This window comes from Sorangium sp. So ce385 (genome assembly GCF_051474135.1).
Taxonomy (GTDB): Bacteria; Myxococcota_A; Polyangia; order Polyangiales; family Polyangiaceae; genus Sorangium; species Sorangium cellulosum_D.
This window is the reverse complement of sequence record NZ_CP150337.1, coordinates 12063160-12089967: the sequence shown is the minus strand read 5'-3', so window position 1 is coordinate 12089967 and position 26808 is coordinate 12063160. Positions and strand designations below refer to the sequence as shown.

General features: G+C 72.3%; 22 protein-coding genes. 9 read left to right on the top strand and 13 right to left on the bottom strand.

The genetic code is table 11. From position 1 onward, the window contains the following. The first annotated feature begins 215 nt into the window (after positions 1-215). The gene (locus tag WME83_RS44270; protein ID WP_437315737.1) at positions 216-1097 is read left to right on the top strand and encodes a hypothetical protein; all 882 of its coding nucleotides are present in this window, start codon (positions 216-218) and stop codon (positions 1095-1097) included. A 228-nt stretch (positions 1098-1325) separates the two neighbouring features. Here the strand turns inward: WME83_RS44270 and WME83_RS44265 are convergent, their stop codons facing one another. The 5 genes from WME83_RS44265 to WME83_RS44245 all read right to left on the bottom strand — a co-directional run bounded on the left by WME83_RS44265 (position 1326) and on the right by WME83_RS44245 (position 10190). Further along, on the bottom strand, positions 1326-2078 hold the full coding sequence (locus tag WME83_RS44265) for an Hsp20/alpha crystallin family protein (RefSeq protein ID WP_437315736.1): 753 nt from the start codon (positions 2076-2078) through the stop codon (positions 1326-1328). A 259-nt stretch (positions 2079-2337) separates the two neighbouring features. Next, positions 2338-2718: a response regulator gene (locus WME83_RS44260; RefSeq protein ID WP_437315735.1), complete on the bottom strand. Its 381-nt coding sequence runs from the start codon at positions 2716-2718 to the stop codon at positions 2338-2340. Continuing rightward, positions 2715-8144: an AAA family ATPase gene (locus WME83_RS44255; RefSeq protein WP_437315734.1), complete on the bottom strand. Its 5430-nt coding sequence runs from the start codon at positions 8142-8144 to the stop codon at positions 2715-2717. Before WME83_RS44255 ends, WME83_RS44260 begins: the two co-directional genes overlap by 4 nt. Before the next feature lie 305 nt (positions 8145-8449). Next, entirely contained in the window at positions 8450-9544 is a 1095-nt protein-coding gene (locus tag WME83_RS44250; RefSeq protein ID WP_437315733.1) for a type VI secretion system protein, read from the bottom strand. Between the two features lie 4 nt (positions 9545-9548). Further along, positions 9549-10190, bottom strand: coding sequence for a DotU family type IV/VI secretion system protein (locus WME83_RS44245; protein WP_437315732.1), 642 nt, complete (start codon positions 10188-10190; stop codon positions 9549-9551). Positions 10191-10483: 293 nt separating this feature from the next. Here WME83_RS44245 and eno point away from each other — a divergent pair, with 293 nt between their 5' ends. Further along, a complete protein-coding gene (eno, locus tag WME83_RS44240; protein WP_437315731.1) occupies positions 10484-11779 on the top strand; it encodes a phosphopyruvate hydratase in 1296 nt (431 codons plus the stop codon). 183 nt (positions 11780-11962) lie between these two features. Here eno and WME83_RS44235 read toward each other — a convergent pair whose 3' ends face one another. Further along, the gene (locus WME83_RS44235) at positions 11963-12334 is read right to left on the bottom strand and encodes an RNA recognition motif domain-containing protein (RefSeq protein ID WP_437315730.1); all 372 of its coding nucleotides are present in this window, start codon (positions 12332-12334) and stop codon (positions 11963-11965) included. A gap of 551 nt (positions 12335-12885) precedes the next feature. On the opposite strand from WME83_RS44235, the gene WME83_RS44230 reads away from it, so the two are divergent. Next, complete coding sequence (locus WME83_RS44230) at positions 12886-14853, top strand: TolB family protein (RefSeq protein ID WP_437315729.1); 1968 nt, start codon at positions 12886-12888, stop codon at positions 14851-14853. Between the two features lie 51 nt (positions 14854-14904). Here WME83_RS44230 and WME83_RS44225 read toward each other — a convergent pair whose 3' ends face one another. From WME83_RS44225 to WME83_RS44215, 3 genes are all read right to left on the bottom strand, one after another. Next, positions 14905-16479 (bottom strand): ATP-binding protein, encoded by a 1575-nt coding sequence (locus WME83_RS44225; RefSeq protein ID WP_437315728.1) that lies wholly within the window; start codon positions 16477-16479, stop codon positions 14905-14907. Positions 16480-16561: 82 nt separating this feature from the next. Beyond that, positions 16562-17677, bottom strand: coding sequence for a S8 family serine peptidase (locus WME83_RS44220; RefSeq protein WP_437315727.1), 1116 nt, complete (start codon positions 17675-17677; stop codon positions 16562-16564). A gap of 185 nt (positions 17678-17862) precedes the next feature. Continuing rightward, entirely contained in the window at positions 17863-18765 is a 903-nt protein-coding gene (locus WME83_RS44215; protein WP_437315726.1) for a helix-turn-helix transcriptional regulator, read from the bottom strand. 142 nt (positions 18766-18907) lie between these two features. On the opposite strand from WME83_RS44215, the gene WME83_RS44210 reads away from it, so the two are divergent. Together WME83_RS44210 and WME83_RS44205 are read left to right on the top strand one after the other, a co-directional pair. Further along, entirely contained in the window at positions 18908-20383 is a 1476-nt protein-coding gene (locus WME83_RS44210; protein ID WP_437315725.1) for an alpha/beta fold hydrolase, read from the top strand. A 129-nt stretch (positions 20384-20512) separates the two neighbouring features. Then, entirely contained in the window at positions 20513-21058 is a 546-nt protein-coding gene (locus tag WME83_RS44205) for a nuclear transport factor 2 family protein (protein ID WP_437315724.1), read from the top strand. Positions 21059-21087: 29 nt separating this feature from the next. Here the strand turns inward: WME83_RS44205 and WME83_RS44200 are convergent, their stop codons facing one another. The 3 genes from WME83_RS44200 to WME83_RS44190 all read right to left on the bottom strand — a co-directional run bounded on the left by WME83_RS44200 (position 21088) and on the right by WME83_RS44190 (position 23863). Beyond that, positions 21088-22410: a ferritin-like domain-containing protein gene (locus WME83_RS44200; RefSeq protein WP_437315723.1), complete on the bottom strand. Its 1323-nt coding sequence runs from the start codon at positions 22408-22410 to the stop codon at positions 21088-21090. 44 nt (positions 22411-22454) lie between these two features. Continuing rightward, the gene (locus tag WME83_RS44195; protein WP_437315722.1) at positions 22455-22616 is read right to left on the bottom strand and encodes a hypothetical protein; all 162 of its coding nucleotides are present in this window, start codon (positions 22614-22616) and stop codon (positions 22455-22457) included. Positions 22617-22729: 113 nt separating this feature from the next. Further along, positions 22730-23863 carry a PAS domain-containing protein gene (locus WME83_RS44190; protein WP_437315721.1) on the bottom strand — a complete coding sequence of 378 codons (1134 nt, stop codon included), beginning with the start codon at positions 23861-23863 and terminating at the stop codon, positions 22730-22732. Positions 23864-24063: 200 nt separating this feature from the next. Here WME83_RS44190 and WME83_RS44185 point away from each other — a divergent pair, with 200 nt between their 5' ends. From WME83_RS44185 to WME83_RS44175, 3 genes are all read left to right on the top strand, one after another. Then, positions 24064-24393: a hypothetical protein gene (locus WME83_RS44185; protein WP_437315720.1), complete on the top strand. Its 330-nt coding sequence runs from the start codon at positions 24064-24066 to the stop codon at positions 24391-24393. Positions 24394-24465: 72 nt separating this feature from the next. Then, a complete protein-coding gene (locus tag WME83_RS44180) occupies positions 24466-24699 on the top strand; it encodes a hypothetical protein (RefSeq protein ID WP_437315719.1) in 234 nt (77 codons plus the stop codon). An 11-nt stretch (positions 24700-24710) separates the two neighbouring features. Then, positions 24711-24959 (top strand): hypothetical protein, encoded by a 249-nt coding sequence (locus WME83_RS44175; protein WP_437315718.1) that lies wholly within the window; start codon positions 24711-24713, stop codon positions 24957-24959. Positions 24960-25017: 58 nt separating this feature from the next. On the opposite strand, the gene WME83_RS44170 is transcribed toward WME83_RS44175, so the two are convergent. Further along, positions 25018-25869, bottom strand: coding sequence for a fibro-slime domain-containing protein (locus tag WME83_RS44170; protein ID WP_437315717.1), 852 nt, complete (start codon positions 25867-25869; stop codon positions 25018-25020). A gap of 530 nt (positions 25870-26399) precedes the next feature. On the opposite strand from WME83_RS44170, the gene WME83_RS44165 reads away from it, so the two are divergent. Next, complete coding sequence (locus WME83_RS44165) at positions 26400-26681, top strand: hypothetical protein (RefSeq protein WP_437315716.1); 282 nt, start codon at positions 26400-26402, stop codon at positions 26679-26681. Positions 26682-26808: the final 127 nt, after the last annotated feature.

The window sequence follows — 26808 nt, the reverse complement described above, 5'->3', positions numbered from 1 at the left end:
CACCCACGTTCGGTGATCTTGATCGCCGTCGTGGAGCCCCGGCTCCGTGGTCTGACGTCGAAGCACACGTAAATCACACGGCGTGACGAATCCGGGAACCTACCCGGAATTTAGAGGGCAGGAGGCGGCTGCTTCGGCTGGCACGGTAGCGCTGCATGCGCGAGACGCGCCTCCTAAAAATCGAACATGCCTGTAATCACCCGAGAGATGCTCCAATGCCCTCAGTCACCCATGAAGCCCTGGTGGAGCTGTTCAAGAACCGGCCGACGCTCGCCGCCGAGATGCTCCAGGACGCGCTCGGCCAGCCGATTCCGACCTTCACGGAGGCGCGCATCGAGTCCTCCACTCTCGCCGAGATCGTGCCCTCGGACCGCCGGGCCGATCTGGTCGTCGTGCTCGCGGGCGAGCAGCAGCGGCCCGCGCTCGCGATCGTGGTCGAGGTGCAGCTCGGCACGGACCCGAACAAGCCGTACGTCTGGCTCGTGTACCTCGCCCAGACGCGGGCCCGCCACCGCTGTCCGACCCGGCTGCTGGTCGTGACGACCGACCCGGCGATGGCCCGCTGGTGCTCGCGGCCGATCGACACGGGCCACCCCGGCCTGATGCTGACGCCGCTGGTGCTCGGGCCGCAGGGCGTCCCGGTCGTCACGGACGCCGAGCAGGCGACGGCAGCGCCCGAGGTGGTCGTGCTCTCGGCCATGGCGCACGGGCAGGGCGAGGCGGGGGAAGCGATCGGCGTGGCGTTCCTGGCGGCGGCTGCCGGGCTCGATGAGGAGCGCCGCGCCGTGTACGGAGACCTGGTGCTATCCTCGCTGAACATCGCGGCGAGGCGGACGTTGGAGGCGATAATGAAGAGCGGATACCAGTTTCAGAGTGAATTCGCGCGCAGCTACGTGGCCAAGGGCCGGCAGGAGGGGCTCCTCGAAGCCAAGGCGCACGACGTGCTCACCTTCCTCGAGGCCCGCGGGCTGGAGATCCCCGCCGAGGTGCGGGAGCGCGTCCTCGCGAGCACCGACCTCGCCGAGCTCGACCGCTGGATCCGCCGCGCCGCCATCATCGCCGACGCCCGGGAGCTCCTCGCCGCGGACGGCTCCTGAGACACCCCCCGCGCTTCCGAGGCCCCGGAGCCCGGCGCCCATGCATCGCTCAGGTGCCGGCAACCTGCCCCCAGAACGATCGCGCCACGCTTCCTCCCGGCGACCTCCTCCAGCCTCCGCACACCTCCCCGGCCCCCGTCACAGCCATCCAAACGAAGAGGGGCGGCTCGCCGCCACCCCCCTCGAATCAAGTCGGCTCAGCTCGGATGATTCGCCTTCCACCTCGGCTCAGCTCGGCCGATTCGCCTTCTCGGACGCCGTCGCGCCTCCGCCCGCTGTCGCCCCCTGCCCGCCGGCCGTCTGCGCCGCGGACCCGCCGCCGCTCTTGATCTGCACCGTGCGGCCGCGCTGCTGCTGCGGCAGCTTCAGGCAGACCTCGAGGACGCCGTTCTCGAACCTCGCGTCCACGTCGTCGGCCCGCACGCCCTGGGGCAGCGGGATGGAGCGCATGAACGAGCCATAGCTGCGCTCGCTGTAGCTCACGCCCTCGCGCTGCTCCTGCTGCTCCTGCCGGCGCTCGCCCTCGATGATCAGCGCGTCGTCGTGGAGCTCCACCCGGATGTCGTCCTTCGTCACGCCCGGGAGATCGGCCTTCACGACGAGCTGACCCTCGCGCTCGCCCACCTCGATGTGCGGCGACCAGAGACCGCCGCCGAACGACGACGGACCCCGTCCGCCGCCCTGCTCGGCCAGCGAACGAGACTGCCTGAACGGCGACAGCGTCCCGCCGAAGCCGAAGTCCTCGAACATGCGATCCATGTCCTCCATCATCCGGCGCATCATCGTGAACGGGCTGAAGACCCCGCCCGCCCCGCCGTACCGCCCAAGCTGACCGCCGCCTTGCTGGCGCTGCAGCCCGGTGGACTGACCGCCGGCCCCCAGAGAGGAAGTCTGCCCCGTCGCCTGGCTGCTGGGCTTGCCCTGCTGCGACCTGGCCACAGGAACGTCTTGACCCGCTTGCTGACGCTGCTGCTCCGCCATGGGAACCTCCTTTCGACGAGGAGTCATTGCAAACATAATGCCGTATCGCCCTCGCGAAAGGGCACGTCGATGCGACGGCGCCTGTCGTGCGAGGTCACAGGGCCGAGCACGCGCCGTCGCAAGAAGCCACCAAGAGCCCGCCTGCGGGGAGCGTACCCCGCGCACCGGCGCCGGAGCGGGGACGACGCGCGCGGGCGAGCTCGACGCTGCAACGCGCGACGCGCGCCCGCGCCAGGCACCGCCGCGCAGGGGTGCCCGGCTATCGCCACCGCATGGCGATCTCCACGAAACGGTGGAGGCTGTACGGCTTCTGCAGCACCGGACGGCTGAGATCGGACTCGCGCAGCCCCGCCTTCCCGTACCCCGTCACGAAGACGAACGGGATGCCCCGTTCCATCAGGATGTCGGCCACGGCATAGACCTTCTCGCCAGCGATGTTGACGTCCAGGCTCGCCCCATCGATCTGCGCCTCGCGGGCCAGGCGGATCGCGTCCTTCATGGTCAACGCCGGGCCGACCACCACGCAGCCGAGGTCGGTCAACACATCTTCCAGGGACGAGGCGATCATCGGCTCGTCCTCGACGACGAGGATGCGCAGCCCCTCCAGCTCGTGCGGGCCCTCGGGATCCGGGAGCATCATGCGGCCACGCGCTCCAGCGGAAGATGCATCACGCAGCGCACGCCCTCGGGCAGGAAGTCGAGGCGCACTTCCCTGGCGAGCTGGCGCCCGAGGTCGCGCTCGATCAGGCGCGAGCCGAAGCCCCGGCGGCGCGGCGGCCGTACCGGCGGCCCGCACGTCTCCCGCCATTCGAGCCGGAGCAGCGGCTCGCGCCCGTCCGCGCTCACGTCCCAGGCGACCTCGACGCGCCCGGAAGGCTGCGACAGCGCCCCGTACTTGGCCGCGTTGGTCGCCAGCTCGTGGATGGCCATGCCGAGCGTCACCGCCGCCTCGGGGCGGAGGCGCACGTGCTCGCCGGTCACGTGAACTCGATCCGCGTCGCAGTCGGCGTGCGGCGCCAGCTCGGCGCACACGATGTCGCGGAGGCCCGCGCCCTGCCAGGAGGTCTGGTTCAGCAGGTTATGGGTCTGAGACAGCGCCAGGAGCCGCGCCAGGAACGCCTCCGTGAACGCCCTGGGCGAGTCCGCCATGCGGAGCGTCTGCGCGGCGATCGCCTGCACGATCGCCAGCGTGTTCTTCACCCGATGGTTCAGCTCATTCAGAAGGAGCCGCTGGCGCTCCTCCGCCTGCTTGCGCTCGCTCACGTCGAGGACGAACGCCACCCCCTGGTCGTCCGATCCCTCGAACCGCGCGCCGCCGATCAGCACGGGGACGCGGCTGCCGTCCTTCCGCCAGAACTCCTTCTCGAAAGGCCGGAACTGGCCGGTCAGGGCGATCTCGTCGAGCGCCCGCTGGGTCACTTCCTGGGACTCCGGCGGCGTGCTCTCCGTCCAGCAGATCTTCTCCGAGGCGAGCTCCTCCCGGCTGTAGCCCATCATGGACAGGAAGGCGTCGTTCGCGTCGAGGATCCTGCCGTCGAGGTCCCAGATGGCGATCCCGATGATGTTGGCGTCCACGAGGCGCCGGATCCGCGCCTCCCGCTCGCGCAGCGCCAGCTCCACCCGCTTGCGCTCGCTGTTCTCGCGCTGCAGCTCGGTATAGAGGCGCGCGTTCTCCAGCGAGATGGCGGACTGGGAGGCGAGGAGCTCCAGCATCGCGATGCGATCGGCGGTGAAGGCGCGCGGGGTCAGGTTGTTCTCCAGATAGAGCACGCCCACCAGCGTGCCCTGCTTCACCAGGGAGAGGCAGAGCACCGAGCGGGGTCGCCGCTCGCGCACGTAGGCGTCCTCCGAGAACTGGTTGGGCACGGCGGCGTCGTCCAGGATCACGCTCTCCCGGGAGCGGATCGCGTAGTGGAGGAGCGAGATGGGGAGATCGGCCGGGGTGACGGGCGCCTGCCGGAGGGTGACCTCGACCCGGCCGCGCCGGGTGACGACCTCGGCCTCGATGTCGTGCTCGGCGCCGCGGGGGCGGATCAGGAGGCCTCGCTCGGCGCCCGCGTGCTCGACCACGATCGTCAGCAAGGTCTCGATGAGCCGGTCGAGGATCAGCTCGCCCGAGACCGCCTGCGACGCCTTGAGCACGGTGATGAGGTCGAGCCTCGCGTGCGGCGCATCGAACGGCGCGGCAGGCCCCGCCGCGGCCTGCATGCGCATCGCCTCCGGCCGGAGCGCGTGCGGGAAATCCCTCTCGAGGCGCCGCATCGCGCGCGCGGCGCCCCAGCGACCATAGAGACGGTGCGCCTCGGTCATGTAGGCACACGCGACGAAGATCCTGCCCGCGTCGAGGTAGTGGCGGGCGCAGAGCTCGTTGGCGAGCGCCGCGTCCTGCAGGAACTGGCCCTCCCGCGCGGCCATGATCCCCTGATCGTACAGGGCGCCCGCGCCCTCGCGCCCCTCGCTCCGGGCGAGCTCGGCCTTCAGGATCAAGGCGCGGTGACGGTGGCTCTCCGGCCCGAGGGCCGCCCAGGACTCCACCTTGCGCGCGCACTCCCGGAGCCTCGCGAGGTAGGCGTCCCTGAGCGCAGGGGCGGCGGCCCCGGCGGCCCGCGAGAAGGCCAGTCCGCCATAGAAGTAATAGCAAGGGCTCGCGTGCCACGCGGCGAGCATCCCGAGGGTGCCGGGGTCGGCCCTGCCCCAGAGCGCCGCCGCCTCCTCGTACGCGCCCTCGAAGACGCCGGCGATGACCTCGAAGACGTTGAGGAAATAGAGCGACGCCCGGTTGTCGATGCGGCGCGCCTCCTCGGCGACCGCGCCGATGTCGACCCACGCCCCCCGCCTCCAGTCGCCCCCGGCCGGCGCGCTCAGGTGCTCGCTGAGCTGCGCGACGGCCCCGACCATCCACGTGATCGTGTTGAACTCGTCGAGCCTGCAGAGCGGCGCGTGCAGCCTCGCCTCCTCGAGGACGTCGTGGAGGTGCGCCCCGCGGAGCAGGGCGTTCACGCTCGCGTTGCACGCGTTGTAGAACGCCCAGATGTACTGCCCCGTCTCGACGCCGGCGTGGATGCCCTTGCGCAACGACGCCTTCGAGCTGTCGTAGGTGTCCATCCAGTGCTGGACCCACGCCCCCCACATGTTGCACAGCATCGATTCGGACTTCGCGTCCGGGCAGCGCTCGTTCAGGCGGACCGCCGCCCGCCCGAAGGCATAGCCCTTCTCGATGTCGAGCCCGGCGCAGAGGAACGTCCCGAAATTCACGTAGGCGTAGATCGAGCTCTTCGAGACGCCGTGCCTGAGCGAGCTTTGGAGCGCCTTCATCACCGTGATGCCGAAGTTGTTCGTGCCGAGCTGGTAGGTCGGCGAGAACATCTCCTGGAGGAGCTCCTGGAGGGCCGCGATCTCGGGGTCGTCCAGCGCGGGCAGGTCGACCAGAGACGCGATGGGGCGGTCGCCGATGATCGCGAGGGTCCGCGCGAGCTCGGCGGCGAGCGCGGCGTCGTCCGGATAGGGCGGCAGGTGGATGTCGTAGGCGCGCAGCGCGGCGAGCCCCTCGTCCATGGCGGCGGGCAGATCGTTCTTCAGGATCTCGACCTTCATCTTCAGCCGCCGCACCTCCGTCTTGTGGCGGCGCCCCTTCGCCCTGTCGAAGGTGCCCGTGAGCGTCGCGAGCGCGTCGTCGTGCCGCCCGCACAGCGACTCCAAGAGGCCCTTCTTCGTGTGATAGAGGAACGCCAGCTCGTAATCGGAGGTCCACGCGTCTTCGGGCAGCATGGCCATGCCGTGCTCCAGGTACCTCAGCGCCGCGGCGAAGGCCGCCGACTCCTCGGCGCGCGCGGCGGCCTGGAGGTTGAGCCGGGCCGACTCCATGCGCTCCTCCGGGTCCTTCATCAGCTCGCCCGCGCTGTTCAGGTGATCGACGACGTCGAACAGGTCGTGCCCCCTGTCGGAGCGCAGCTTGCCGAGCAAGAGCCTCCCGATCCGGTAGTGGAACGCCGGCCTGTCGCGCTCCGGGATCAGCGAATACGCGGCCTCCTGGATCTTGTCGTGCGCGAAGCGAGCCTGCCCGTTCGCGCTCACGATCAGGCCCTCGCGGAGGGCGTGGTCGAGGCTCGCGTACGTCTCCTCGGGGGCGCGCTCGCTGACGGTGTTCAGGACGTCCAGCTCGAACGTGTTGCCGATCGCCGAGGCCAGCCGGAGCACCCGCTGCGTGGCCGGCGGCAGGCGCCGGATCGTCTCCGCCATGAGGCAGAGGACGTTGTCGGTGCACCCGAGCCGCTCGATCTGCCGAAGATCCCAGCCCCAGCCCCTCGCCGGATCGAAGACGAGCGCCTTCACGTCGTAGAGGTGCCGCATGAACTGCTTCACGAAGAACGGGTTGCCTCCCGTCTTCTTCAGGACCGCCGCCGCGAGCGCGCCCCCGTCGCCGGTCTGGAGGCTGTCGCGCACGAGCTCGGTCAGGTGGCCCAGCCCGAGGGGCGCGAGGACGATGCGCCGCACCCCGAGGCCGCCCTTCTCGAGCTCCTCCAGCGCGACGAGGGCGGGGTGGGCCGGGCTGACCTCGTTGTCGCGGTACGCGCCGCAGAAGAAGAGCGACTCCGCGCTGTCCTTCGCGAGGATGCTCGCGATCACGCCGAGGCTGGCCGAGTCCACCCACTGCAAATCGTCGAGGAACACGGCCAGCGGGTGGGCGTGCCGGGCGAACACCGAGACGAACTTCTGGAAGTAGAGGATGAAGCGATTCTGGGCCTCGACCGGCCCGAGCGCGGGGACGGGCGGCTGCTCGCCGAGGATGTGCTTCAAGGACGGGAGCACATCGCAGAGGACCTGCCCGTTGCTCCCCATCGCCTCCAGGATGGCGCCGCGCCACGCCGCGATCCGCTCCTCGCTCTCGGAGAGGAGCTGCTTGATGAGCCCGTCGAACGCGTGGACGATGGCGCTGTAGGGCCTGTCGCGGTTGTACTGATCGTACTTCCCGCTGATGTAATAGCCCTTCTCGCGCGCCAGCGGCTTCAGGATCTCCTGGACGAGCGACGACTTGCCGATGCCCGAATAGCCCGAGACGAGGACGATCGTGCGCTTGCCCCGGAGCACGTCGTCGAACGAGTCGATGAGCGTCCGGATGTCCCCCTCGCGGCCGTAGAGCTTCTGGGGGAGCCGGAAGAGGTCTCTCCTGTCGTGCTGGCCGGGGCTGAACGTCCCCGAGAGGCCGCGGCGGCGCCCCCGCGACCGGAGCTCTTCCAGATCGGCCTTCAGCCCCTCGGCGCACTGGTAGCGATCCTCGGCGTTCTTGCTGAGCAGCTTCATCGCGATCGCCGAGAGCGCGCCGGGCGCCGCCGGGCTCATCTCCGACGGCGGGACGGGCGCCACCGCGATGTGGGCGTGCATCAGCTCGAGCGGGTCCGCCGCCTCGAACGGCCGCCGCCCGGTGAGCATCTCGTAGAGCACGACCCCCAGCGAGTACATGTCGGTGCGGTAGTCGACGCTGCGGTTCATGCGGCCGGTCTGCTCGGGCGACGCGTAAGGGAGCACCTCCGTGAGGACGCGGCGGGAATAGATCTCCTCTTTCTCGCGCGTCACGAGGGCGTCGACGCCGAAGCCGGTGAGCTTCACCTGGCCGCCCTCTCCGAGCAGGATGTTCGGGGGCCTCACGTCGCCATGGATGAGGCCGTGACGGTGGATGTCGGCCAGCGCTTCGGCCACGGGGATCACGGCGTCGAGCACCGCGAAGACGTCGAGCTCGCCTGTCGCCGCCGACATCCGCGTCGACGACAGCGGAGCGCCCGGGAAAACCTCGGTGAAGAGCACCAGGCCGTCTCCGTGCTCCTCGACGGCGTGCACCTTGAGGACCCTCGCCGAGTCGATGCGCTGGATGACGCGATAGGCGTGCTTGAAGCGGAGGATGTCGCCGATGCGCGTGTAATCGGCGTAGAGCATCTTCATCGCCACCTCGAGCCCGTCGGCGTCGCGGCGGGCCCGATACATGGCCGAGCCCGCGCCCTCGCCGATCTTCGCGGTGACGTGGTGCCCTCGGAGTCGGGTCGCGCCTGGCTGGATCGGCAGGTGCGTCATCGCGCTGTCCTCGCGCCCGCGGCCCCGGTCCCGCCCGGGCAGCGCCGCGCACGGAGCCTCGCGGCGCCGAGCCGTGCGCCGCGCGGCGAGCGCCCTGATCGGCAGATCGAGCCCGCAGGCGAGACGCGCCCCCCCATCGCGTGCGTATGAGCCTTCCGCACGCCCTGTCAACCGGGCGCGCGGCGCCGGCGGCGCGGCGCCGGGCCGCGCTTCAGCGGGCGCGGCGCGCAGACGGGGGCGGTCGCCTCGGAGGAGGCGCGGCGGCCGCCCCGGCGGTCACCCTCCTCCGCGCCGCGGGCGTCACGTCACCCCACGAACCGCAGGATCAGCTCCGTCAGGCCCGCCGCGAGCAACAGGAGCAGCCCGCCCACGAAGCCGATCAGCGTGAACCGGTCGTCCCGCCACCGCGGCCGGAGCGGCACGATGTCCCGCTCCGGCAGCACGACCACCCGCATGGTCGCGTGGATCGGCAGCCCCCCGGGCCGCTGCGCGACCGCCACGTTCGGCGGCTGCGCCAGCCCCATGTTGATGAACCGCGTCACCCCCGCGCGGAGGCGGTCCCCCATGCCGGGCAGCGCGCTGCCGATCGCCACCGCGCGCAGCCACGGCGCCCGCTCGAACGCGTTCTCCATGGCGAGCACCCCGAACAGCTGCCGCAGCCGCGCCATCAGCGCCCGCACCTCGGCCAGGTGCTGGAACGCCCGCATCCGCGCGTCGGGCGGATCCTCCGAGCTCACCCGCGCCAGACAGTACGACTCCAGCCGCGCGTTCAGCCCCTCGAGCTCCTGGAGGATCCGCGGGACCGCCGCGCCCGGGCCCGCCTCGAGCGGGAGCGTGAAGCCCCAGGGCTCCTCGCGCCCGCGCTCGTGCGTCCACTGGAACACCTCGGCGAAGCCCCACAGCGTGTCGTAGCGCGACAGCACCACGTAGGCCGGCACGTCGGCGCGCAGCGCGCGGCCGACCTCGATGAGGTACGCGCGCATCCGGTTCGCGTAGGCCTCGACCCCCTGCTCGTCGAGCTCGGCGAAGTCCGCGATGCTCAGGACGAGGAGGATGCCGTCGATCGGCTCGCGCTTCCGCGAGCGGCGCAGCTCGTCGCAGAGCTGCGCGAGCTCGGCCGGCTCCCGCCGCGGGCCGAGCACCGACGCCTCGGGCTCGATGAAGAGCGCCTCCTTCGCCAGCCAGTACGAGCACCGCGCCCCGGGCACGCCGATCTGGAGCGGGGCGCCGCCCGGGGGCCAGGTGAGGTTCATCGAGCGGATCACCGTGGAGCGGCCCGAGCCCGGCTCGCCGAGCACGAGGTAGCAGGGGACCGCGTAGATCCCCTGGTCGCTGTCCGGGTTCGACTGCTCGACCAGCGCGTGGACGCTCGCCAGCTCGTAGACGAAGGAGCCGCTCATCCGATCATCCGACCTTTTGCGCGATCGTCCACCCGAGCGCGACCGCGCCGCCGATCGCCACGAGCGCCGCCAGGGCGCGCCCGACCAGCGCGGATTGCCACAGCGGCAGGTTGGGGAGGTGCTGGGCCTCCACGCCGTCCACGCGCGCCGGCCGGAGCACCCCGCCGCTCCAGTCGCGGTCCGGATCCACGCCGAGCTTCAGCGAGAGATCGCGGCGGATCCGCAGGAGGTCGTCGGCGCTCTGCCCCGGCAGCCCGTAGCGGCCGCGGAAGCCGAGGCCGAGCACGCAGGCGTAGGTCGCCATCACCGGCAGCGGGCCGCTCCGGACGCGCTCCAGCCGCTCGAAGAGCTCGACGCCCGCGTTGTTGGTCATCCACCGCGCCGCCTGGAGCGGGCGCTGGGCCCAGACCGGCCGGAGATCCGGCAGCGACATCGCGAGCTCGTCCGCGAAGGCGGCGATCGCGAACATGCCGTCGTCGACCGAGGCGATCGGCATCTCCTGCGCGAGCTTGGACCCCTTGAGCTCCTCGAGCAGCAGGTTCGCTTGCCGCAGCACGTGATCGGCCGGCGGCCGCCGCGGGGATTGGCGGAGCATGCAGAGCCAGAGGAGCATCTCCTCACCGAAGACGCCGATGGAGGTTTCCACGCGGCCGCGAGCTTACGCCAGGCGCGCGTGGCCCGTCGACCCGGGCGCGCGTGCGCGTCCGCGCGCCCCCGGGGACGCGGCGATCGCCGCTCCGTCCAGGCGCGTGTCGGCTCCGCGTCGGCCGCGAGGCGCGCCCCGCCGGGTCGTCGGCGCTCCGGCGCGGCGTGCTGGAGCGCCGCGGGTGCACCGGAGCGTCGACATCCGGGGAGGGCCGTGCCTATGCTCCCGCCGCTTCTCGAGCCCCCTTCGAGAGCTGCCGGGGTCGCGCGGAAGCGGTCCCTTGAGGAGAGGTCATGTCGGAGATCCAGAGCGTCATCGCGCGCGAAGTCATCGATTCGCGCGGCAACCCCACCGTCGAAGCCGAGGTCACCACGCTGAGCGGCACCGGCCGCGCGGCCGTGCCGAGCGGCGCGTCGACCGGCGAGCACGAGGCCGTCGAACTCAGGGACGGCGACAAGAAGCGCTACCTCGGCAAGGGCGTGCTCACCGCGGTGAAGAACATCGAGACCGTCCTCGGTCCGGCCATCCTCGGGATGGATGCGCTCGATCAGGCCGAGCTCGACCAGGTGCTCATCAAGGCCGACGGCTCCGCGAACAAGTCGAAGCTCGGGGCCAACGCGATCCTCGCCGTCTCGATGGCCGCCGCCCGCGCCGCCGCGGACACGGTCGACCTCCCGCTCTGGCGCTACCTCGGCGGCGCCGCGGCGCGCGTGCTGCCGACGCCGCTCATGAACATCCTGAACGGCGGCGTGCACGCCGACAACGGCCTCGAGATCCAGGAGTTCATGGTCGTCCCCTACGGCGCCGAGTCGTTCGCCGAGGCGCTGCGCACGGGCGCCGAGATCTTCCACACCCTGAAGGGGCTGCTCAAGAAGGACGGCATGGTCACGGCCGTCGGCGACGAGGGCGGCTTCGCCCCGCGCCTCGCGTCGAACCGGTCGGCGCTCGAGTACGTCGTGCGCGCCATCGAGGCCGCCGGCCACCGCCCGGGCGAGGACGTCGGCGTCGCGCTCGACTCGGCGCTCAGCGAGTTCTACGACGCGAAGACCGAGCGGTACACCTTCGACAAGCAGCAGAAGACCCGCGAGGAGATCGTCTCGATCTACGAGGAGCTCGCCAAGGCGTTCCCGATCGTGTCGATCGAGGACGGCGTCGCGGAGAACGACGAGAAGGGCTGGCGGCTGCTCACGGAGCGGCTCGGCAAGAAGGTCCAGCTCGTCGGCGACGACCTGTTCGTGACGAACCCCGCGCGCCTCGCGAAGGGCATCGAGGACGGCCTCGCCAACGCCATCCTCATCAAGCTGAACCAGATCGGCACGGTCACCGAGACGCTCGAGTGCATCCGCCAGGCGGCCGAGGGCGGCTACCGGTCGATCATCTCGCACCGCTCGGGCGAGACCGAGGACACGTTCATCGCCGATCTCGCGGTCGCGACGAACGCGGGCCAGATCAAGACCGGCTCGGCGTCCCGCTCGGATCGCGTCGCGAAGTACAACCAGCTGCTCCGGATCTCGTACGCGCTCGGCGACGGCCAGATCTTCGCCGGCCGCAAGCCGTTCCGCCGCCCCGCGGCGCAGCGCGCCAGCTAGAGCCCAGGGCGGCGCGGCGCGAGGCCGCCGCGCCGCCGGGGCGGGGGCGCCTCCGCCCTGGAGGGCGCCCAGATGAAAGCGGGAAGGCGGGACGAACCTTGATCGTTCTTCCTGCCTTCCCGCCTTCGTGTCCCCCCGCCGATCACCCTGGCGAAGCGCCAGGGGGGCTCGACCTCGCTGCGGCTACCAGCGGTCGCGCCCGCCGCCGCCGCCGCGGCCGCCGCGGCCGCCGCCGCCGCCACGGCCCCCGCCTCCGCCGCCGCCGCCGCGGAAGCCGCCGCCGCCCCCGCCGCCGCCGGGGCCGCCGGTGCGCTCGCGCGCCTCGTTGACCGTCAGGGTACGGCCGTCGAGGTCCTTGCCGTGCAGCGCGTTGATGGCCGCCTGCGCCTGCGCATCGCTCACCTCGACGAACCCGAACCCGCGGGACTGCCCGGTCATCCGGTCCGTCATCAACTGAATCGACAGAACCTCGACGCCTGCCGACTCGAACGCGTTGCGCAGGTTGTCTTCCGTCGAATGGAACGCCAGGTTCCCCACATAAAGCCGCTTGCTCATGTCTGCCGCCAATCCCGTTGCACGATCCCCGCTTCCCTCGCGGACGGCCCGGATCGTGCCGCGGGCCGCACGCGAAAACGCTCCCCGACGACCGACCGTCACCCCACGTTCAGAAGAGGCAACCACGTTGCAGCAGGCGGCCGGATCAGAGGTCGAGGACGAACGAGCCTTGAGGCGCCTCGAAGCTACCGGCCGGCGGCGGGGTACGCAAGGTATTCCCCCAGGCTGGCGGCGTCTGCCTGGTGATGCTCGCGCGCGGGCGCGCTCGATGACGGCGCGCGGCCGGCGATGACCCGCGCGGCCGGCGATGACCCCCGCGGCCGGCGATGACCCCCGCGGCCGGCGATGGCGCCAGCGCGCCCGAGGACGGCGCGCGGGCATCGCGCCCGCGCCTGCGCTCCCGCGCGGCGATCGTCGATGCACTGCGGACGAACGACGCTCCGGCTCTTCCTCGTACCGTCCGTGCTCGAGGGCCCGGCGAGCGCCTGCAGCCGGGCATGGTAGCCTGCCCGTTCGATGCTCAACCTGGAGATCACACCATGAGATCACGCGTGTTTTCCGCGAGGGCAGGCTCGCGCGCGGGGCATCGAGCGACGCTCCTCCTCGCCCTCGCGACGGCGATCGCGGCGTCCGGGGCGGCGTGCTCCTCGGGCGACGGCGCGTCGGCGAGCGGCGCGCAGGGCGGCGGCGGCTCCTCGAGCAGCGGGGCGCAGGGCGGCGGCGGCTCCTCGAGCGGCGGCGTGGTGGAGGGGCTCGTCGCCCTGCGCGTCGAGCCGGGCGCCACCTCGGTCGAGCTCGCGTTCGGCAAGACCGCTTCGGCGCAGCTCAAGGCCGTCGGCCGCTTCCAGGACGGCGCCGAGCGCGACGTCACCGCGCTGGTGACCTGGACCGCCGACGACCTCTTCGCCCACGTGAACGAAGGCCAGCTCACGACCAGCTCCCCCGGACGCGTCCGGGTGACCGCCGCGGACGGCTCCCTCAGGGCGAGCGCCGACGTCACCGTGAAGCTCGCCGGCGAGGTCGCGCTGCCGGGCGCTCCCCCCGGAGCGAGCGCCGCGCTCGGCGGCACCCCGGAGGCGGCGAACGCCCCCGCGATCGCCTATCCCCTCGACGGCGCGCTCTTCCCCTCCAACATCGGCACGGTCGAGCTCCAGGTCCGCAAGGGCAGCGCCGGGCAGCGCGTCGGGCGGATCGAAATCTTCGGTGATTTCGTCAACTTACGCCTCGTCGGCGCCTGCGAGCCGATCGCGGACACGGGCGGGTGCGCGATGGCGCTCCCGGCGGAGATGGTGCCGATGCTCGTGCGCACGAGCGAGGGCGGGGCGATGGACACGCGCGTCCGCCTCGCCGCCGAGGACGGGAGCGAGCTCGGGGTGAGCGAGGCGATCGACGTCCGGTGGGCGAGCGCGGCGCTCTCGGGCGGCCTGTACTACTGGCGCACCGACGGCACCTCGCTCCAGTCGGCCGCCATCTACCGCTACGATCTCGACGACGCGGCGAGCCCGCCCGAGCTGTTCTGGGAGAACGAGCAGTCGCCGCCGCTGGCGAACGGCCAGGAGATGCCGTGCATGGGGTGCCACGCCCTCGCGCAGGCCGGCGACAAGATGGCGCTCACGTTCGGCGGCAGCGGCCCGTCCTCGTTCGCGCTCGTGGACGTCGCGACCGCGGACATCATCGCGCTCCGCAACACCGACCCGGACGGGTTCGCGACGATGACCACCTTCTCGCCGGACGGCGAGCTCATGGTCAACGCCTTCCGCGGCGCGCTCACGCTCCGCCGCGCCGACGAGACGCTCGAGGCGCTCGGCGGGCTGTTCGGCGAGGTGGGCGAGCGGCTGACGCAGCCGTTCTGGTCGCCGGACGGCAAGCACCTCGCCTTCGTCGCGTGGCAGCCGGGGGAGAACGGCGCGGGCCCCGAGCTCTACGGCGACACGGTGAGGGGCGCGCAGATCCTGATCGCCGCCTCGGACGGGGAGGGCGCGTTCGACGCGCCGCGCGTGCTCGTGCCGCGCGAGCAGGGCCGGACCCATTACTATCCTGCCATCTCCGATGACGGCGCCTGGGTGGTGTTCAACACGTCGAGCTGCGACGGGCCTCCGGGCAACGGGGCTGCCGGCAACGATCCGTGCGACGCCTACGACGACAACTCCGCGCGCCTCCAGCTGATCCCGGTCGAGGGGGGCGCGCCGGTCGACCTCGCGCGGGCGAACGGCGGCGACACCTGGGCGAACTCGTGGCCTCGCTTCGGGCCGGGCCACGACGTCTACCGCGGCAAGGACATCTACTGGGTCGCGTTCTCGTCGCGGCGCCCGTACGGCCTGCGCCTGCCCGGGTCGACCGACGGCACGACGAAGCCGCAGCTCTGGTTCGCGGCCGTGACGCTCGCGCCGGGCGGGGCGATCGAGGGCGACCCGAGCTTCGCGCCGGTCTGGATGCCCCAGCAGAACGACGACATGACGGCTCCGACGGGGAACCACATCCCGCAGTGGGCCGAGAAGGCGCTCCCCGTGCCGCGGTGAGGCGGCCGGGCGGGGCGGGCCGCGCCGGGCGGCCGGCGCGCGCCGGCGTCGTCAGGCGCGCAGCACGGTGGCGTCGCGTCCGGCCGGGGTCGTGGCCCGCTCGAAGCGCGGCCGGCGCGCGGCGAGGCGGTCGCGTGCGTCGAACACCACGAGCGTGCCGCGCCGGAGGCGCAGGCGCGCGAGGTACTCGTCGAGCTGGGCGAGCCCGCGGCGGAGCGGGTCCCGCTCCCCGCGGCGCCACACCTTGAGCTCCATCGCCCGCCGCTGGAGCGCGGGACCCCCGTCCGCCTTGCGGTACGGAAAGCGCACCAGGAGGTCGATCCGGCCGCGGCCGACGCCGTACTCGCGGTCGATGGTCCCTCCGCCGTTCACGACGCGCTGCAGGAAGGCCATGAGCACGAGCTGCGGCGCGACCTCGGGGTAGGGGACGCCGGCGGAGAGGATCTCGCCGTGCTCGCTCCAGAACGCCGCGAACGCCCGCAGCAGCCGCCTCCAGGCGAGACGGCCGTCGGGCAGGAGGAAGCGCGAGGGCTCGGCCGGGATGCGGTCCTCGACCGCGGAGGAGAGCACCCGCGCGACGACCTCCCGGTAGATGGGGTTGGCGATCCGCAGCGGCTTGTCCGGCGCGACGAGGCCGAGATCGCGGGCATACGACAGGTCGTCCTCGTAGCTGTCGCCCCCGCCCTCGTAGGTGCCGGCGAGCACGGGCTCGATCACCCGCCGCACGCGCGGCTCGACGAGGCGGTGAGCCAGCGAGTCGAGGTGCGTGGCGCGCGCCAGGATCAGACGCTCCCTGGCGATCTCCACGTGCTTACCGCCGATCGGCTCCGCCGCCGGCACGGCCATCTTCTCCACGATCTCGCGGCCGAGCGCGTTGACCAGCCACGGTTGGCCGGCCGTCGCCTCCCAGGCCCGGGAGACGCCCTCTTCGGTGAAGACCTGCCCGGTGTCCTCCGTGTGCTGGGCGTAGAGCTCACCGAGCTCCTCGCGCGTGAAGTCTCCGACGCGAACGGACTCCAGCTTGATGTTGAACGGGCTCGCCGTGCCGAGCCGGTCCGGGTCGCCGCCGCTCGCAGCCTTGTAGTCGCGCACGTCGCGCATCCCGCACAGGATGACGGAGGAGGGGAAAGCGTGCGGCCGTTCGGCAAAGCCCGAGCGGAGCTGCCGGAGCACGCTGATGAGGCTCTGTCCTCGCAACGAGTCGATCTCGTCGAACATCAGCGCGAGGGGCCTCGGGCAGCGGCGCGCCCAGGCGGCGAGCACGCCGCCGAGCACGCTCCCTGGCGGCGCCGGCGGCGGCTCCGGCGGCCTCAGCTCCGGCGGCAGCGCGCTCTCGGCCTTGCGCGCCATGTCGGCGAGGACGAGCTGCTCTGCGGCCCCGTAGTCGTCGCCGGCCGCCTCGCCCGCCTCACAGGAGAAGAGCAGCGCGGCGTAGTGGCCCGACGCGGTCAGCCGCGCCGCGAGCGAGCGGAGCGCGGTCGTCTTTCCGGTCTGGCGTGGGGCGTGCACCACGAAGTAGCCCCGCTGCTCCACGAGGGAAGGCGCCTCTTTCAGCCTCCGCTCCGCCGGGATCATGTAGTGCCAGTCCGGGCGGCAGGGGCCGGCCGTGTTGAAGCGCCGCTTCATGCCCCGAGCATGGTCCGGTCGCGCGCCCGCCCGCAAGGCGCCTGTCGCATCGCGCAGGGGGTGACCGACGGGAGGCTCCGGCTCAGGCGGCGCGCGCCGCGGCCACGGCCGCGCGGGGCTGCACGACGCCCCAGCCTTGCCGCTCGAGCGGGATGCCGGGCAGCCCGCGCGCGGTCTTCATCAGGATGCGCCGGCACTGCTGCGGGGAGAGGCGCGGGTTCGCCTCCAGCATCTGCGCCACGACGCTGCTGACGATCGGCGCGGCGAAGCTCGTCCCGTCCACGTGCTTGTAGTGGCCGGAGATCACCTTCTGGTCGCGCAGCTTGGCGGCCGCGAGCTGGCGCACGAGGTACGGCTCGCGCCCGGCGACGGCGTCGAGGTCCGGATCGACGCACGCGTGCTCGACGAGCAGCCCCGGCAGCTCCTCGTCCCGCGCGCCGTCGAGCCGCGACAGGAGCTGCGCCTGCGCCGCGGTCGGCGTCCCGGGGAGGATGGGCGCCGCCAGCCAGATCGCCGGGGCGATGATCTCGGGCTTCTGCAGCCCGTCGAGGGTGAGCCCGTACGACGAGTGGTAATGCCACGTCTGCTCTCCGGCGCCGCCGTCGTCGAGCCCCCCGACCGCGATGACGCTCGGCGCGCTGGCCGGCGGGAGGACGTTGTGCGCGGCGTCGTGCCCGGCGTTGCCCGCGGCCGCCACGACCACGATGCCGTGGCGGGTCGCGTCGTCGGCCGCGCGCGACAGGTCGCCGGTCAGGTACGACTCCTCGTAATCGCCGCCGCACGAGATGTTGAGCACGCGAATCCGGTACTGCTCGCGGTGGGCGATCACCCACTCGATGCCCCTGCGGATGTCGTCGTGGACGATGCGGTGCGCGGAGCCGACCTTGACGAGCACGACGTTCGCCTCCCAGGCGAGCCCGCGGAAGCGCCCGCCCGAGAGCGCGCCGTTCCCGGCGGCGACCACCGAGGTCATCATGCCGTGCCACGACGAGACGTCGGGGCGCTCGAGCGCGGAGAGGTCCGCTTCGGGGGCGAAGAGGTCGTGGTACGCGAGGATGCGGCTGCGCGGCGTGACGAGGTCCGGGTGGGCGTAAAAGCCGGAGTCGAGGAAGGCGATGGTCACATCCCGGCCCGCATAGCCGGGCTCCGCGTGGAGCCGGTCCGCGATGGGCAGGATGCGCCGGTGGTCGAGCGACATCGGCGCCATGCTAGCTCAGCGGCTCGCCGCCGAGGCCCTCGCCTGCGACGTGGAGCGCGGGACTCCCTGCAAGGGAGCGAGCTGAGCTGCGCTGGCGATGAGGGCGATGAGGACGATGCGAGTCATCGCCACGGCGGCGCGACCCACAAGGCTGCTCGGCCCGTCGGGCCTGGACGCCTGTCGCGTCACCGGGCGCGATGGCGCATGTACTGTCCTGGAGTCACGCCGAACTCCCGCTTGAAGAGCCGGGTCAGGTGGGCCTGGTCCGAGAAGCCCAGCCGGCGCGCGACGTTGAGGATATCGGCGCCCCGCGCCTCGAGCGCCTGCCGGGCGCGCTCGAGGCGCCGCCGCATGACGTACTGGTGTGGGGCGACGCCGACGGATCCGCGGAACGCGCGGGCGAAGTGCGCCGCGCTCAGCCCCGCGGCGTCGGCCATGCGCTCGACCGTGAGCCCCTCGCCGAGCTCCGCGTCGATCAGCTCGAGCACGCGCTGGAGGGCGCCCCGCGACAGCTTCCCGCCGCGCGCCGCGAGGGCGGGCGCCGCCTTCACGGCGAACGTCCCGGCCACCTGGACCGCCAGCGCCGTGGCGAGGGCGTCCACGAACATGGCCCCGCTCGGGCCCCCGCGCTCGGCCTCGGCCGCGAGGGCGCGGACGAGGTGCTCCAGCTGGGGGGAATCGACCGAGTAGGCCCGCCTGAGCTCGCGCTCCTCGGCCTCCCCGAGCACGCGGAGCACCTTCTCGGGCTCGAGCGTGACGATGGCGAAGCTCGCTGGGGCCGCCACGCGGTGCGTGAACGACTCCCCCGCTGGGCAGAACCAGAGCTGCCCCGGCGCGAGGGTGATCTCGCGAGGGCGCCCGTCGACGAGCGCCTCGAAGGTGAGCGCGTGAGGGTCGGTGTTCAGCGCGAGGTAATGCGCGCGCACGGTGAGATCGTGCACGTCCCACGACGGGTTTTCCCCCGCCTCGACGTGCACCTCCGGCCAGCCCAGGTCCGCGCTGGAGACGTGGATGCACGCCGACGCGAGCGCATCGACGGGCTCCGACGAGCTCGAGGCGACGAACGGGACCGCGCTGCGACCTCTCACCCGCCCGACTTTACCCGCCCTGGCGGCGCGAGGCGAACGGCGCAGATCCCCGCCGCGCAGGTTTCTTCAACGGCGCGCGCGGGCTTCGTTCAAGCGCGGGGGGCCGCGCGGGCGCACCCTCACGGCGCGATCAGGAGCCTTTATGACCACGACCGGAGCCCGCGCCGCCATCGCCGCTCTTGCCATGGCGCTCACCGCCTGTGGAAGCCCGACCAGCGCCGTGAAGCCCGGCGCGCAGGAGAACCCCATGCAGAACGCGACGAGAGACCGAGCCGCCATCCTGGAGACCCTCCACAACGTCGCCCGGGGCGCCGATCTGCGCCAGTGGGACACGGTGCGTTCGGCGTTCGCCGGGCGCGTCGTGCTCGACTACGGCGTCCCCGAGCTGCTCACGCCCGAGGAGATCGTCTCCCGGTGGCAGCCGCTCCTGTCGGCGTTCGACAGCACCCAGCACGCGATCCGCGACGAGCAGGTGAGCTTCGTCGACCCCGACCTCGCGCGCGTGCGCTCGCGCTTCCAGGCGGCGCACCACCTCGCCGGCGCGCCGGGCGGCGAGCTCTGGAGCCTCGCCGGCCGCTACGAGCACGAGCTCGCGCGCACGGCCTCGGGGTGGAAGGTGACGCGCATGCGCATGATCCCCGGCGAGTCGACGGGGAACGCCGCGCTCCTCGAGCGCGCGCGCGAGCGGGCGGGCCTCCCCGCCCCGCGGGCGCCCGAGTACCGCGTCGAGCACGTGCGCTTTCCGAGCGAGGGCGCGGAGCTCGTGGGCGTCCTGCACCTGCCGGCGCGCGCGCGGGAAGGAGAGCGTTTGCCCGCGGTGGCGGTGCTCGGGTCGTGGACGACCGTGAAGGAGCAGATGCCTTCGCTCTATGCGCAGCGCCTCGCGGCGGCGGGGTTCGCGGCGCTCACCTTCGATTTGCGCGGCTTTGGCGAGAGCGAGGGGGCGCCTCGTCACGAGGAGTCGCCGGCGCGGAAGATCGAGGACATCCGCGCGGCGGTGGCGCTCCTGTCGGCGCACCCCGCCGTGGATGGCGGCCGCCTCGGGCTCGTGGGCGTCTGCGCCAGCAGCGGCTACATCGCGGCGGAGGCGGCGGACGACCCGCGCGTGAAGAGCGTGGTGATGATCGCCCCGTGGCTGCACGACGCGGCGCTCGCCGCCTCGGTATATGGCGGGCCGGAGGGCGTCGCGGAGCGGGTGCGCAAGGGGAGGGAGGCGCGCGCGCGCTTCGCGTCGACGGGCGAGGTCAGCTATGTGCCGACCGTGAGCACGACCGACTCGAGCGCGGCGATGGTCGGCCCATTCGACTACTACCTGGACGTGCGCCGCGGCGGGATCCCGCAGTGGGGGAACCGCTTCGCCGTGATGTCGTGGCCCGGGTGGCTGGAGTTCGACGCGCTGGCGAGCGCGCCACGCCTGCGCGCGCCGACGCTCATCGTCCATTCCGAGGAGGGCGCCATCCCGGACGGGGCGAAGCGCTTTGCGGCCGCGATGCCGGTGGCGCCGCGCGTCGTGTGGATGGCTGGGACGCAGTTCCATTTCTACGACGACCCGGCGACGGTGGATCGCGCGAGCCAGGAGGCCGCCGCGCATTTGCGCGCGACGCTGGCTGCGCGCTGAGCCGGCGGCCCGCGCGCCAGGAGAGCGCGGCCCGCGCCGATGACCACGTTGGAGTTCACGGACGTCCGGCGGTGCGGCGCGCCGGTGTCGCCGCCGGCCGCCACGCCGGCTGGCGCCATGGAGGAAGCCATGCGACGCGTGCTCGATGTTGCAGTGTTGTCTCTCTTCATCGTCTCGACCCCCAGCTGCGCCTCGCCGCAGCGCAGGCCCACGGAGGAAGTCGTGCCCAGCTCGAGCTCATCGGAGGTGCGCGAGGAGAACCGCGCCGTCGTCCACGCCTTCTTCGCCCGGCTGGAGGCGTTCGACATCCGCGGATTCTCCGAGCTCTTCGCCGAGCAGGGCACGCAGATCATGCCCTTCTCTCCGGAAGGCTTCCCGAAGAGGCTCGAAGGGCGGACCGCCATCTTCAATCAATACCGGGGCATGCCCGACAACTTCGCCAGCATGCGGTTCCCCGACCTCGTCGTCCACGACATGGTCGACCCATCTCGGTTCTTCGTGACCTACCGCGGCGAGATCCGCCTCAAGTCCGGCGGACCTTACAACAACACCTACGCCGCGCTGTTCGTGATCCAGAACGGGCAGATCGCGGAGTATTACGAGTACTTCGATCCCATCGTCCTGCAGCGTGCGTTCGGAGACGCGCTCGGGGCGAGCTACAACGTGGGGCGGTGAGCCATGGCGCCGATCGCGAGCGCTGGGGCCTAGGCCGCGTCGCGCGCGAGCGCCTCCACGCCCCGCGCGAAATGCGCCGCCAGCCGGCGGGCGTCCGCCGGCCCGGGCAGGCCCGCGCAGCGGACGAGGTCGCGATCGCCGTCGTCGCGCTGCGCCTCCGCGGCGAGCTGGCCGAGCGCGCTCAGCCGCGCCTCTGCGGCCCGCCGCCGCCCGACCGCGGACAGCCGCGGGCGCGCCCAGCGATCGATCGCCCACGCCAGCTGCGCGTGCCGGGTCTCGTCCCGGGCAATTCCCCGCATCACCCGCCGCACCGCGCGATCGGCCGCGAAACGCGCCTGCCACATGCCGATGAGCGCCCCGAACGTCTCCCGCACGCAGCCTTCCGCCGCGTTCTCGACGGCGAGCTCCTCGAGCGACCGCAACGGCTGCGGCGTCACCTCCGGCGCGCGCCAGCGCCCGCCGTAGCGCGCCGCGAGCTCGCCCATCGCGCGCGCGTGCCGGACCTCGTCGCGCCGCGCCGCGCTCGCCTGGCCGATCAGCGACGGCGGCGCGCCGTGACGGGCGAGCTCGCGGCGGAGCACCTCGAAGGCGCGTACCGACGCCGCCTCGAGCTGCGCCACGTCCGCGAACCACGCCCCGACGACGGTCGCGCCGCCGGCCCCGCGCGGGACCAGCCCCGCGGGGCGCCGACCGATGCAGGCCGGACTGCTCTCGAGGATCTCCGCGTCGACCTGGCTGAGGTTGCCCTCCGGGTCGACCCGGAGCACGTACCGGACCCGCTCGATAGGGCACGTGCGCAAGCGGGTCGCCAGCACCTCGTAGCCCTCGCCGGCGGATCGCACCCCGCCCGGCTCGCTGCCCCCGCAAGGGACGCGGTAGCCCTCCAGCGCCGAGACGAGCACCGCCTCCCCGGGGGAGTCCACGCGCCCGAGCCACGCCTTGACCTCCGCCTTCGAGCGCAGGACGTTCACCTCGTCACCCGCGTTGACGATCAGCACATGCCGCCCGTGCCCCCACGGATAATCGCCCATCCCGAAGCCGCTGTCCGGGTTGCTCGCCGCGATCTTCGCCGCGCACGCCGCCGGGTCCGTCGCCCGGGCGCACGGGGTGCCCGAGGTCTCGGCCCTGCGGATCGTGTGCCCATGCTCGCGCAGCTCCCCGCGCAGCTCGAGGTAATCGGCGCCGGCGACCGGCCGGAGCCCCGTGAGGACCTGCGGTGTCCCGTCGTCCTGACAGGCGGCGGGCGTAAAGCCGGCGGTGTTGATGCTCGCGCAGGTCCCGGCGACGACGGGCCCGAGCGAGAGCGCGAGCACGCGGCGCAGGACGCGACCGACATGATCTTGTGAATCCACGATGACCCCCCTTCCGTGAAGATGGCTCGCGGCGCTGGAGGCGCCTACAGCAAAATCACCACAGCCCGCTCCGAGGAATGGCTCGGCTCGACACCGAACACCTCGCGGACGCCCTCGTTCGGACACGAGCGCTCGCGGCCGGCGGTCGAGCCGCACGCGACGACGAGGCCGGCCACGGACACGACGCTGGAGAGTCGCAGGCTCATGTCCCAGGCGTTGCACGGTGAATGCCAGCCCAGGTGTGCAGTGTCTTGGCGTCCCGGGCGCCTCGGTGGTTCGAATTTCTGCTCTTTCGAGCGGCTTCAACCCGTTTGTCGCTCTAGCCCCAGCCCCGCGCCGACGCCCGTATCCCATCCCGCAGGCTCCGCAGCAGCACCACCCCCGATAGATCCGCCCCCGCCTCCGCGAACGCCTGCGCGAGCGCCGGCTGCACGCCGGTGACGATCGGCCTCGCCCCGAGCAGCCGGATCGACCGCACGAGCTGCGCGATATGCTCCGCGACCGCCGCGTCCGCCGTCGCCGCCCCCGTCAGGTCCAGGATCACGCTGCGGCTCCTCCGCTCCACGATCGCCCGGAGGAGCCGCGCCCCCATCTCCTCGCTCCGCCCCCCGTCGAGCGCGCCGATCACCGGCAGCGCCAGCGTCCCCGTGGCGACCTCCAGAATGGGCGCCGACAGCGCCAGGATCTCCTCCTTCTGCTGCTCGACCAGATCGAGCGCCCCCGCCAGCTCCGCCACCAGCTTCGCCCGCGCCTCCGCCGTCTCCTCGGCTTCCCGCAGCTCGGTCTCGTCCGTGTGCTGCACCAGCATGGCGGCCTCGCCGGTCGCCGGATCCGGCACCGGGCGCGCCTCCACCACGTGCCACCGCTCGCCCTGCAGCGTCCGCACCCGCGTCTCGCGCGAGACCACCTGTCCCTGCGCGACCGCCTCCACCAGGGCCGGCGCGAGCGACTCGTCGACGAAGCGCTCCGCGAACGGCGCGCTCTCGCCGAAGGCGCGCAGCGCCGCCGGGTTGTGCAGCAGCACGCCCCCCTGCGCGTCGAGCAACGTCACCATCACCGAGGAATGGCGCAGCGCCTCGACGCTCCGGGCGCGCTCCGCCTCCGGCGCCCCGTCGTCCGACAGCGCCTGGATCAAGATGCCCTGGCGCCCGTCATCCAGGTCAATGCCAGAAAAAAACGCCCGGAGCGGCACAGGCTTGCCGCCCGGGTACACGGTCCAGGTCTCTTGTGCCGTCTGGCCCTCTCGAAACCGGGCCGTATACCCCGCGAGACGCGTCTGCGCCGCCGGCGACATGTCCGAGAGATCGCGCGCCAGGAGCTCCTCGACGCTCGCGGTGTTCCAGAGCCGCACCGCCGCGGCGTTGGCCCAGCGAAAGCGCAGGTGCTCCGGATCGAGGACCAGCGTGACGAGGTTGGAGGAAGCGAGCGGGGCAAGGCGTTCATCAAGCGTCATTCGGCACCCCCAGCTCGACAGAGCCGCTGGCCATAAAGGCATAAGCTCGCTTACGTTCGAATGCAACCCGGCGATCGAGCGAGCAGGACGGCGCCGCTGCGCCGCGCGGCGCAGCGGCTGGCGTTCGCGCGTGCGCGCGCGTGCGCCACGCAGCGGCCGCCGCCTGGACGAGACGGCGCCGCTCCGGCAGGCTCGGGCGCATGAGGTCATTCATCGCGACGATGGTCTACGAGCTTCACCCGGATACCCCCGCGGACGCGAGGAAGCTCCTCCGGGCGCACCTCGTCGGCAGGCGCTGGCAGGACAGGCACGAGGGCGCGGCGATGCCGTCGACCGCGGTCTGGATCCGCCGCTCGGCGGAGGATCACGAGACGACCGACGACCTGCACGCCGCGTGCGCGCGCGACCTCGCGGAGGCGGCCGCCGCCGTCGCGCGGGCGGGGCGCCCCATCCAGGTGACGCGCGCGTGGATTCAGGTGAGCGGCGCAGGGACGTACGGGCTCGTGCCGGCGGCGCGGCCGGCGGGCTGAGCGCGCCGCGCGGAAAGCCGCGCCCCGCCGCGACATTTCGGTTACGCTCCGGTGGCTCGAAGGGAGGCGACGATGGCTCGAAGGCTGGGTATTGGCGCGGTGCTGCTCTCGCTGGTCACGCTCGCGTCCGGCTGCGGGGGGCTCTCGACGGAGGCGTCGCAAGAGCGCTGTGATCAGCTGCGCGACGCGGTGCCGTCCTGCGCAACCGACGAGAGCTACGACGCGTGCGTGAGCTGCTACGAGGAGTGCGGCGACGGCTGCGAGCCGTCGGGGGCCTGCCCCCAGACATTCACCTGCGCGGAGTGAGAGGGAGCATCATGAGCAAGAGCAGAGCAGCTTCGTGGGTCGTCGCGGTCCTCTTCGCGGGCGCGCTCGGGGGCGCCGCGCTCGGCTGCGGCGGCGGCTACGACGAGGACGAGGCGAGGGCGGCGTGCGACGCCCTGGTCGGCCAGGTCGCCACGTCCGACGAGGCCGCGTACGACGAGTGCATGGACTGTCACATGGAGTGCGGCTCGGACTGCGTCGTGCAAACGAGCTTCCCCCCCCAGTTCGTCTGCGAGGACTAAGCGGGACCTGGCGAGCCGCCGGACCGCCGCGTCGGCCGATCGAGCGCGCTCCCCGGCGTCACTTGACCTCGACGCCGCAGTTGATGAACTCGATCGAGGTCTCGATCCGGAAGTGCGAGTCGGTCACGTGGCGCTCGGCGAAGAAGAAGTCGAGCTGATATGTCTGCCCGATCTCGAGGCCGAGATCGTCGAGGTTGACGATCTCGGTCTGCTCGACGTGGACGCCGCCGAGGTCGACCACCTTCTTCCCGTTGATGTACGTGAAGACGTCGTCGTCGCCGGCGAACGTGAACCGCTCGCCGCCCTTGTACTCGAAGCCCATGTGCATCTCGAAGGTGAAGTGGTAGTTGTGCTGCCGCCCCTCGTTGCCGAACAGCGCGTTGTCGATCGGGAAGAACTCCTGGTCGCTGTACGTCCACACGCCGTCGTTGTCGGGGTCCTCGAACTGCAGCGTGATGTTCATCGGCATGTTCACGCCCTCCAGGTCGCGGAACCACTGGTCGAAGGCCTCCTTGCCGGTCGTGCTCCTCGTGCCGTCCGCCGCGCCGGCGTAGACGGGCTTCAGGTCCGCTCCGAGCGTGTCGGTGACGATCTCATGGTCGTCGCAGCCGACACACTTGCCGGAGTCCTGAGGCTCCATGTCGGGGTGCTCCTCCTTGAAATCGCGCACCCGGCCGGTGAACCTGCCGTCGCACGACTCGCCGGTTTGCTGGTTCCCGCCGGGCATCTCGCCGCCGCCGCCGACGCCGCCGCTCGGATTGACCGAGCCGAAGCTCTCATCGTATCCCCCGGTCCCCGTGGGCCCAGGCCCGCCCGGGCCGCCGGGGCCGCCGGGGCCGTTCGCGGACGTCTGGCCGCCGCTGGTCTCGCCCTCATTCGACGCCGCGCTGCACGCGCTCAGCAAACCCACAAGCGCAAGCGCCGCCAAGCCACCCACTGTGTTTTTCATCGCCAACCTCGCGTTAAGATGCCGTCCCGAAGCCGTGACGGTAAAATAGCATGAGGCCGCCTCGCATGTACGCTGACGTTGTGCGTCATCCGATAGAATCGCACAACGTGGACGCGCCTGGGGATTCGCTGAAGCTGGTATTTTGTATCATCGCTGATCGCCGGACGATCGTGGTCAGAGGCCCCGCGATCCGAGGGGCGGCATTGTTTGATCCCATACGATAATTCCTTCGCCATCGCGAGGACCGGTGTCGACCCGGACGGCGCCTCCCGGGGAGCCGCCACGGGGCGGGCGGTCCCTCGGAGCGGGCTGCCGGCGCGGGCCGCGCGGCGCGGGCGTGCGGCGCGCGCCGCCGAGCTCGCGGGCCGGCCTCGACCGCATGCGCGGCTGTGTCCGGCGTCGCGGGCGCGCTTCGCCCGCGGGGAGCGCCGCGAGCGTGGATCCAGGATTGCTTGTGGAGCACGAGACGCGGAATGCGGAAGGAGGATGCGATGATGATCGATCAACGACGTGACGCCGCGGAGCGGACGGCCGCACAGACCGGGGCAGAAGGTCACGCCGCGCACGGCGCGCCGCCGGAGGACATCGGGCACGGCCCCGGGCTCGATCCGCCGGCCGAGCCCCCCGACGACGACGCGGAGCCGGGCGATGAGGCGTATGCGGACCGGCCCTCCGGCATTTCGCCCTCCGCGCCGAAGGACGGGCGCGAGCCCGTCGGGCAATCCGACTACACCGATGTTGCGGCGATCCAGCGGCCGCCGGCCGACTCCTGAGCTGGCGGCCACAGCCATGCTCGCCTGATCCAGCGGTAACGCTCGTCCGGCCGCGCGCCTTCCCGACAGCCGCGCGATTTCTCCGTGCGTCATTTTCTACGCGGCTTCTTCGCGGCTCGCGGCGTCG

Excerpts from the sequence above, each read along its gene's own strand:
- WME83_RS44270 (WP_437315737.1), top strand. The coding sequence starts at position 216 with ATGCCCTCAGTCACCCATGAAGCCCTGGTGGAGCTGTTCAAGAACCGG.
- WME83_RS44265 (WP_437315736.1), bottom strand. The coding sequence starts at position 2,078 with ATGGCGGAGCAGCAGCGTCAGCAAGCGGGTCAAGACGTTCCTGTGGCC.
- WME83_RS44260 (WP_437315735.1), bottom strand. The coding sequence starts at position 2,718 with ATGATGCTCCCGGATCCCGAGGGCCCGCACGAGCTGGAGGGGCTGCGC.
- WME83_RS44255 (WP_437315734.1), bottom strand. The coding sequence starts at position 8,144 with ATGACGCACCTGCCGATCCAGCCAGGCGCGACCCGACTCCGAGGGCAC.
- WME83_RS44250 (WP_437315733.1), bottom strand. The coding sequence starts at position 9,544 with ATGAGCGGCTCCTTCGTCTACGAGCTGGCGAGCGTCCACGCGCTGGTC.
- eno (WP_437315731.1), top strand. The coding sequence starts at position 10,484 with ATGTCGGAGATCCAGAGCGTCATCGCGCGCGAAGTCATCGATTCGCGC.
- WME83_RS44235 (WP_437315730.1), bottom strand. The coding sequence starts at position 12,334 with ATGAGCAAGCGGCTTTATGTGGGGAACCTGGCGTTCCATTCGACGGAA.
- WME83_RS44225 (WP_437315728.1), bottom strand. The coding sequence starts at position 16,479 with ATGAAGCGGCGCTTCAACACGGCCGGCCCCTGCCGCCCGGACTGGCAC.
- WME83_RS44220 (WP_437315727.1), bottom strand. The coding sequence starts at position 17,677 with ATGTCGCTCGACCACCGGCGCATCCTGCCCATCGCGGACCGGCTCCAC.
- WME83_RS44210 (WP_437315725.1), top strand. The coding sequence starts at position 18,908 with ATGACCACGACCGGAGCCCGCGCCGCCATCGCCGCTCTTGCCATGGCG.
- WME83_RS44205 (WP_437315724.1), top strand. The coding sequence starts at position 20,513 with ATGCGACGCGTGCTCGATGTTGCAGTGTTGTCTCTCTTCATCGTCTCG.
- WME83_RS44195 (WP_437315722.1), bottom strand. The coding sequence starts at position 22,616 with ATGAGCCTGCGACTCTCCAGCGTCGTGTCCGTGGCCGGCCTCGTCGTC.
- WME83_RS44190 (WP_437315721.1), bottom strand. The coding sequence starts at position 23,863 with ATGACGCTTGATGAACGCCTTGCCCCGCTCGCTTCCTCCAACCTCGTC.
- WME83_RS44185 (WP_437315720.1), top strand. The coding sequence starts at position 24,064 with ATGAGGTCATTCATCGCGACGATGGTCTACGAGCTTCACCCGGATACC.
- WME83_RS44180 (WP_437315719.1), top strand. The coding sequence starts at position 24,466 with ATGGCTCGAAGGCTGGGTATTGGCGCGGTGCTGCTCTCGCTGGTCACG.
- WME83_RS44175 (WP_437315718.1), top strand. The coding sequence starts at position 24,711 with ATGAGCAAGAGCAGAGCAGCTTCGTGGGTCGTCGCGGTCCTCTTCGCG.
- WME83_RS44165 (WP_437315716.1), top strand. The coding sequence starts at position 26,400 with ATGATGATCGATCAACGACGTGACGCCGCGGAGCGGACGGCCGCACAG.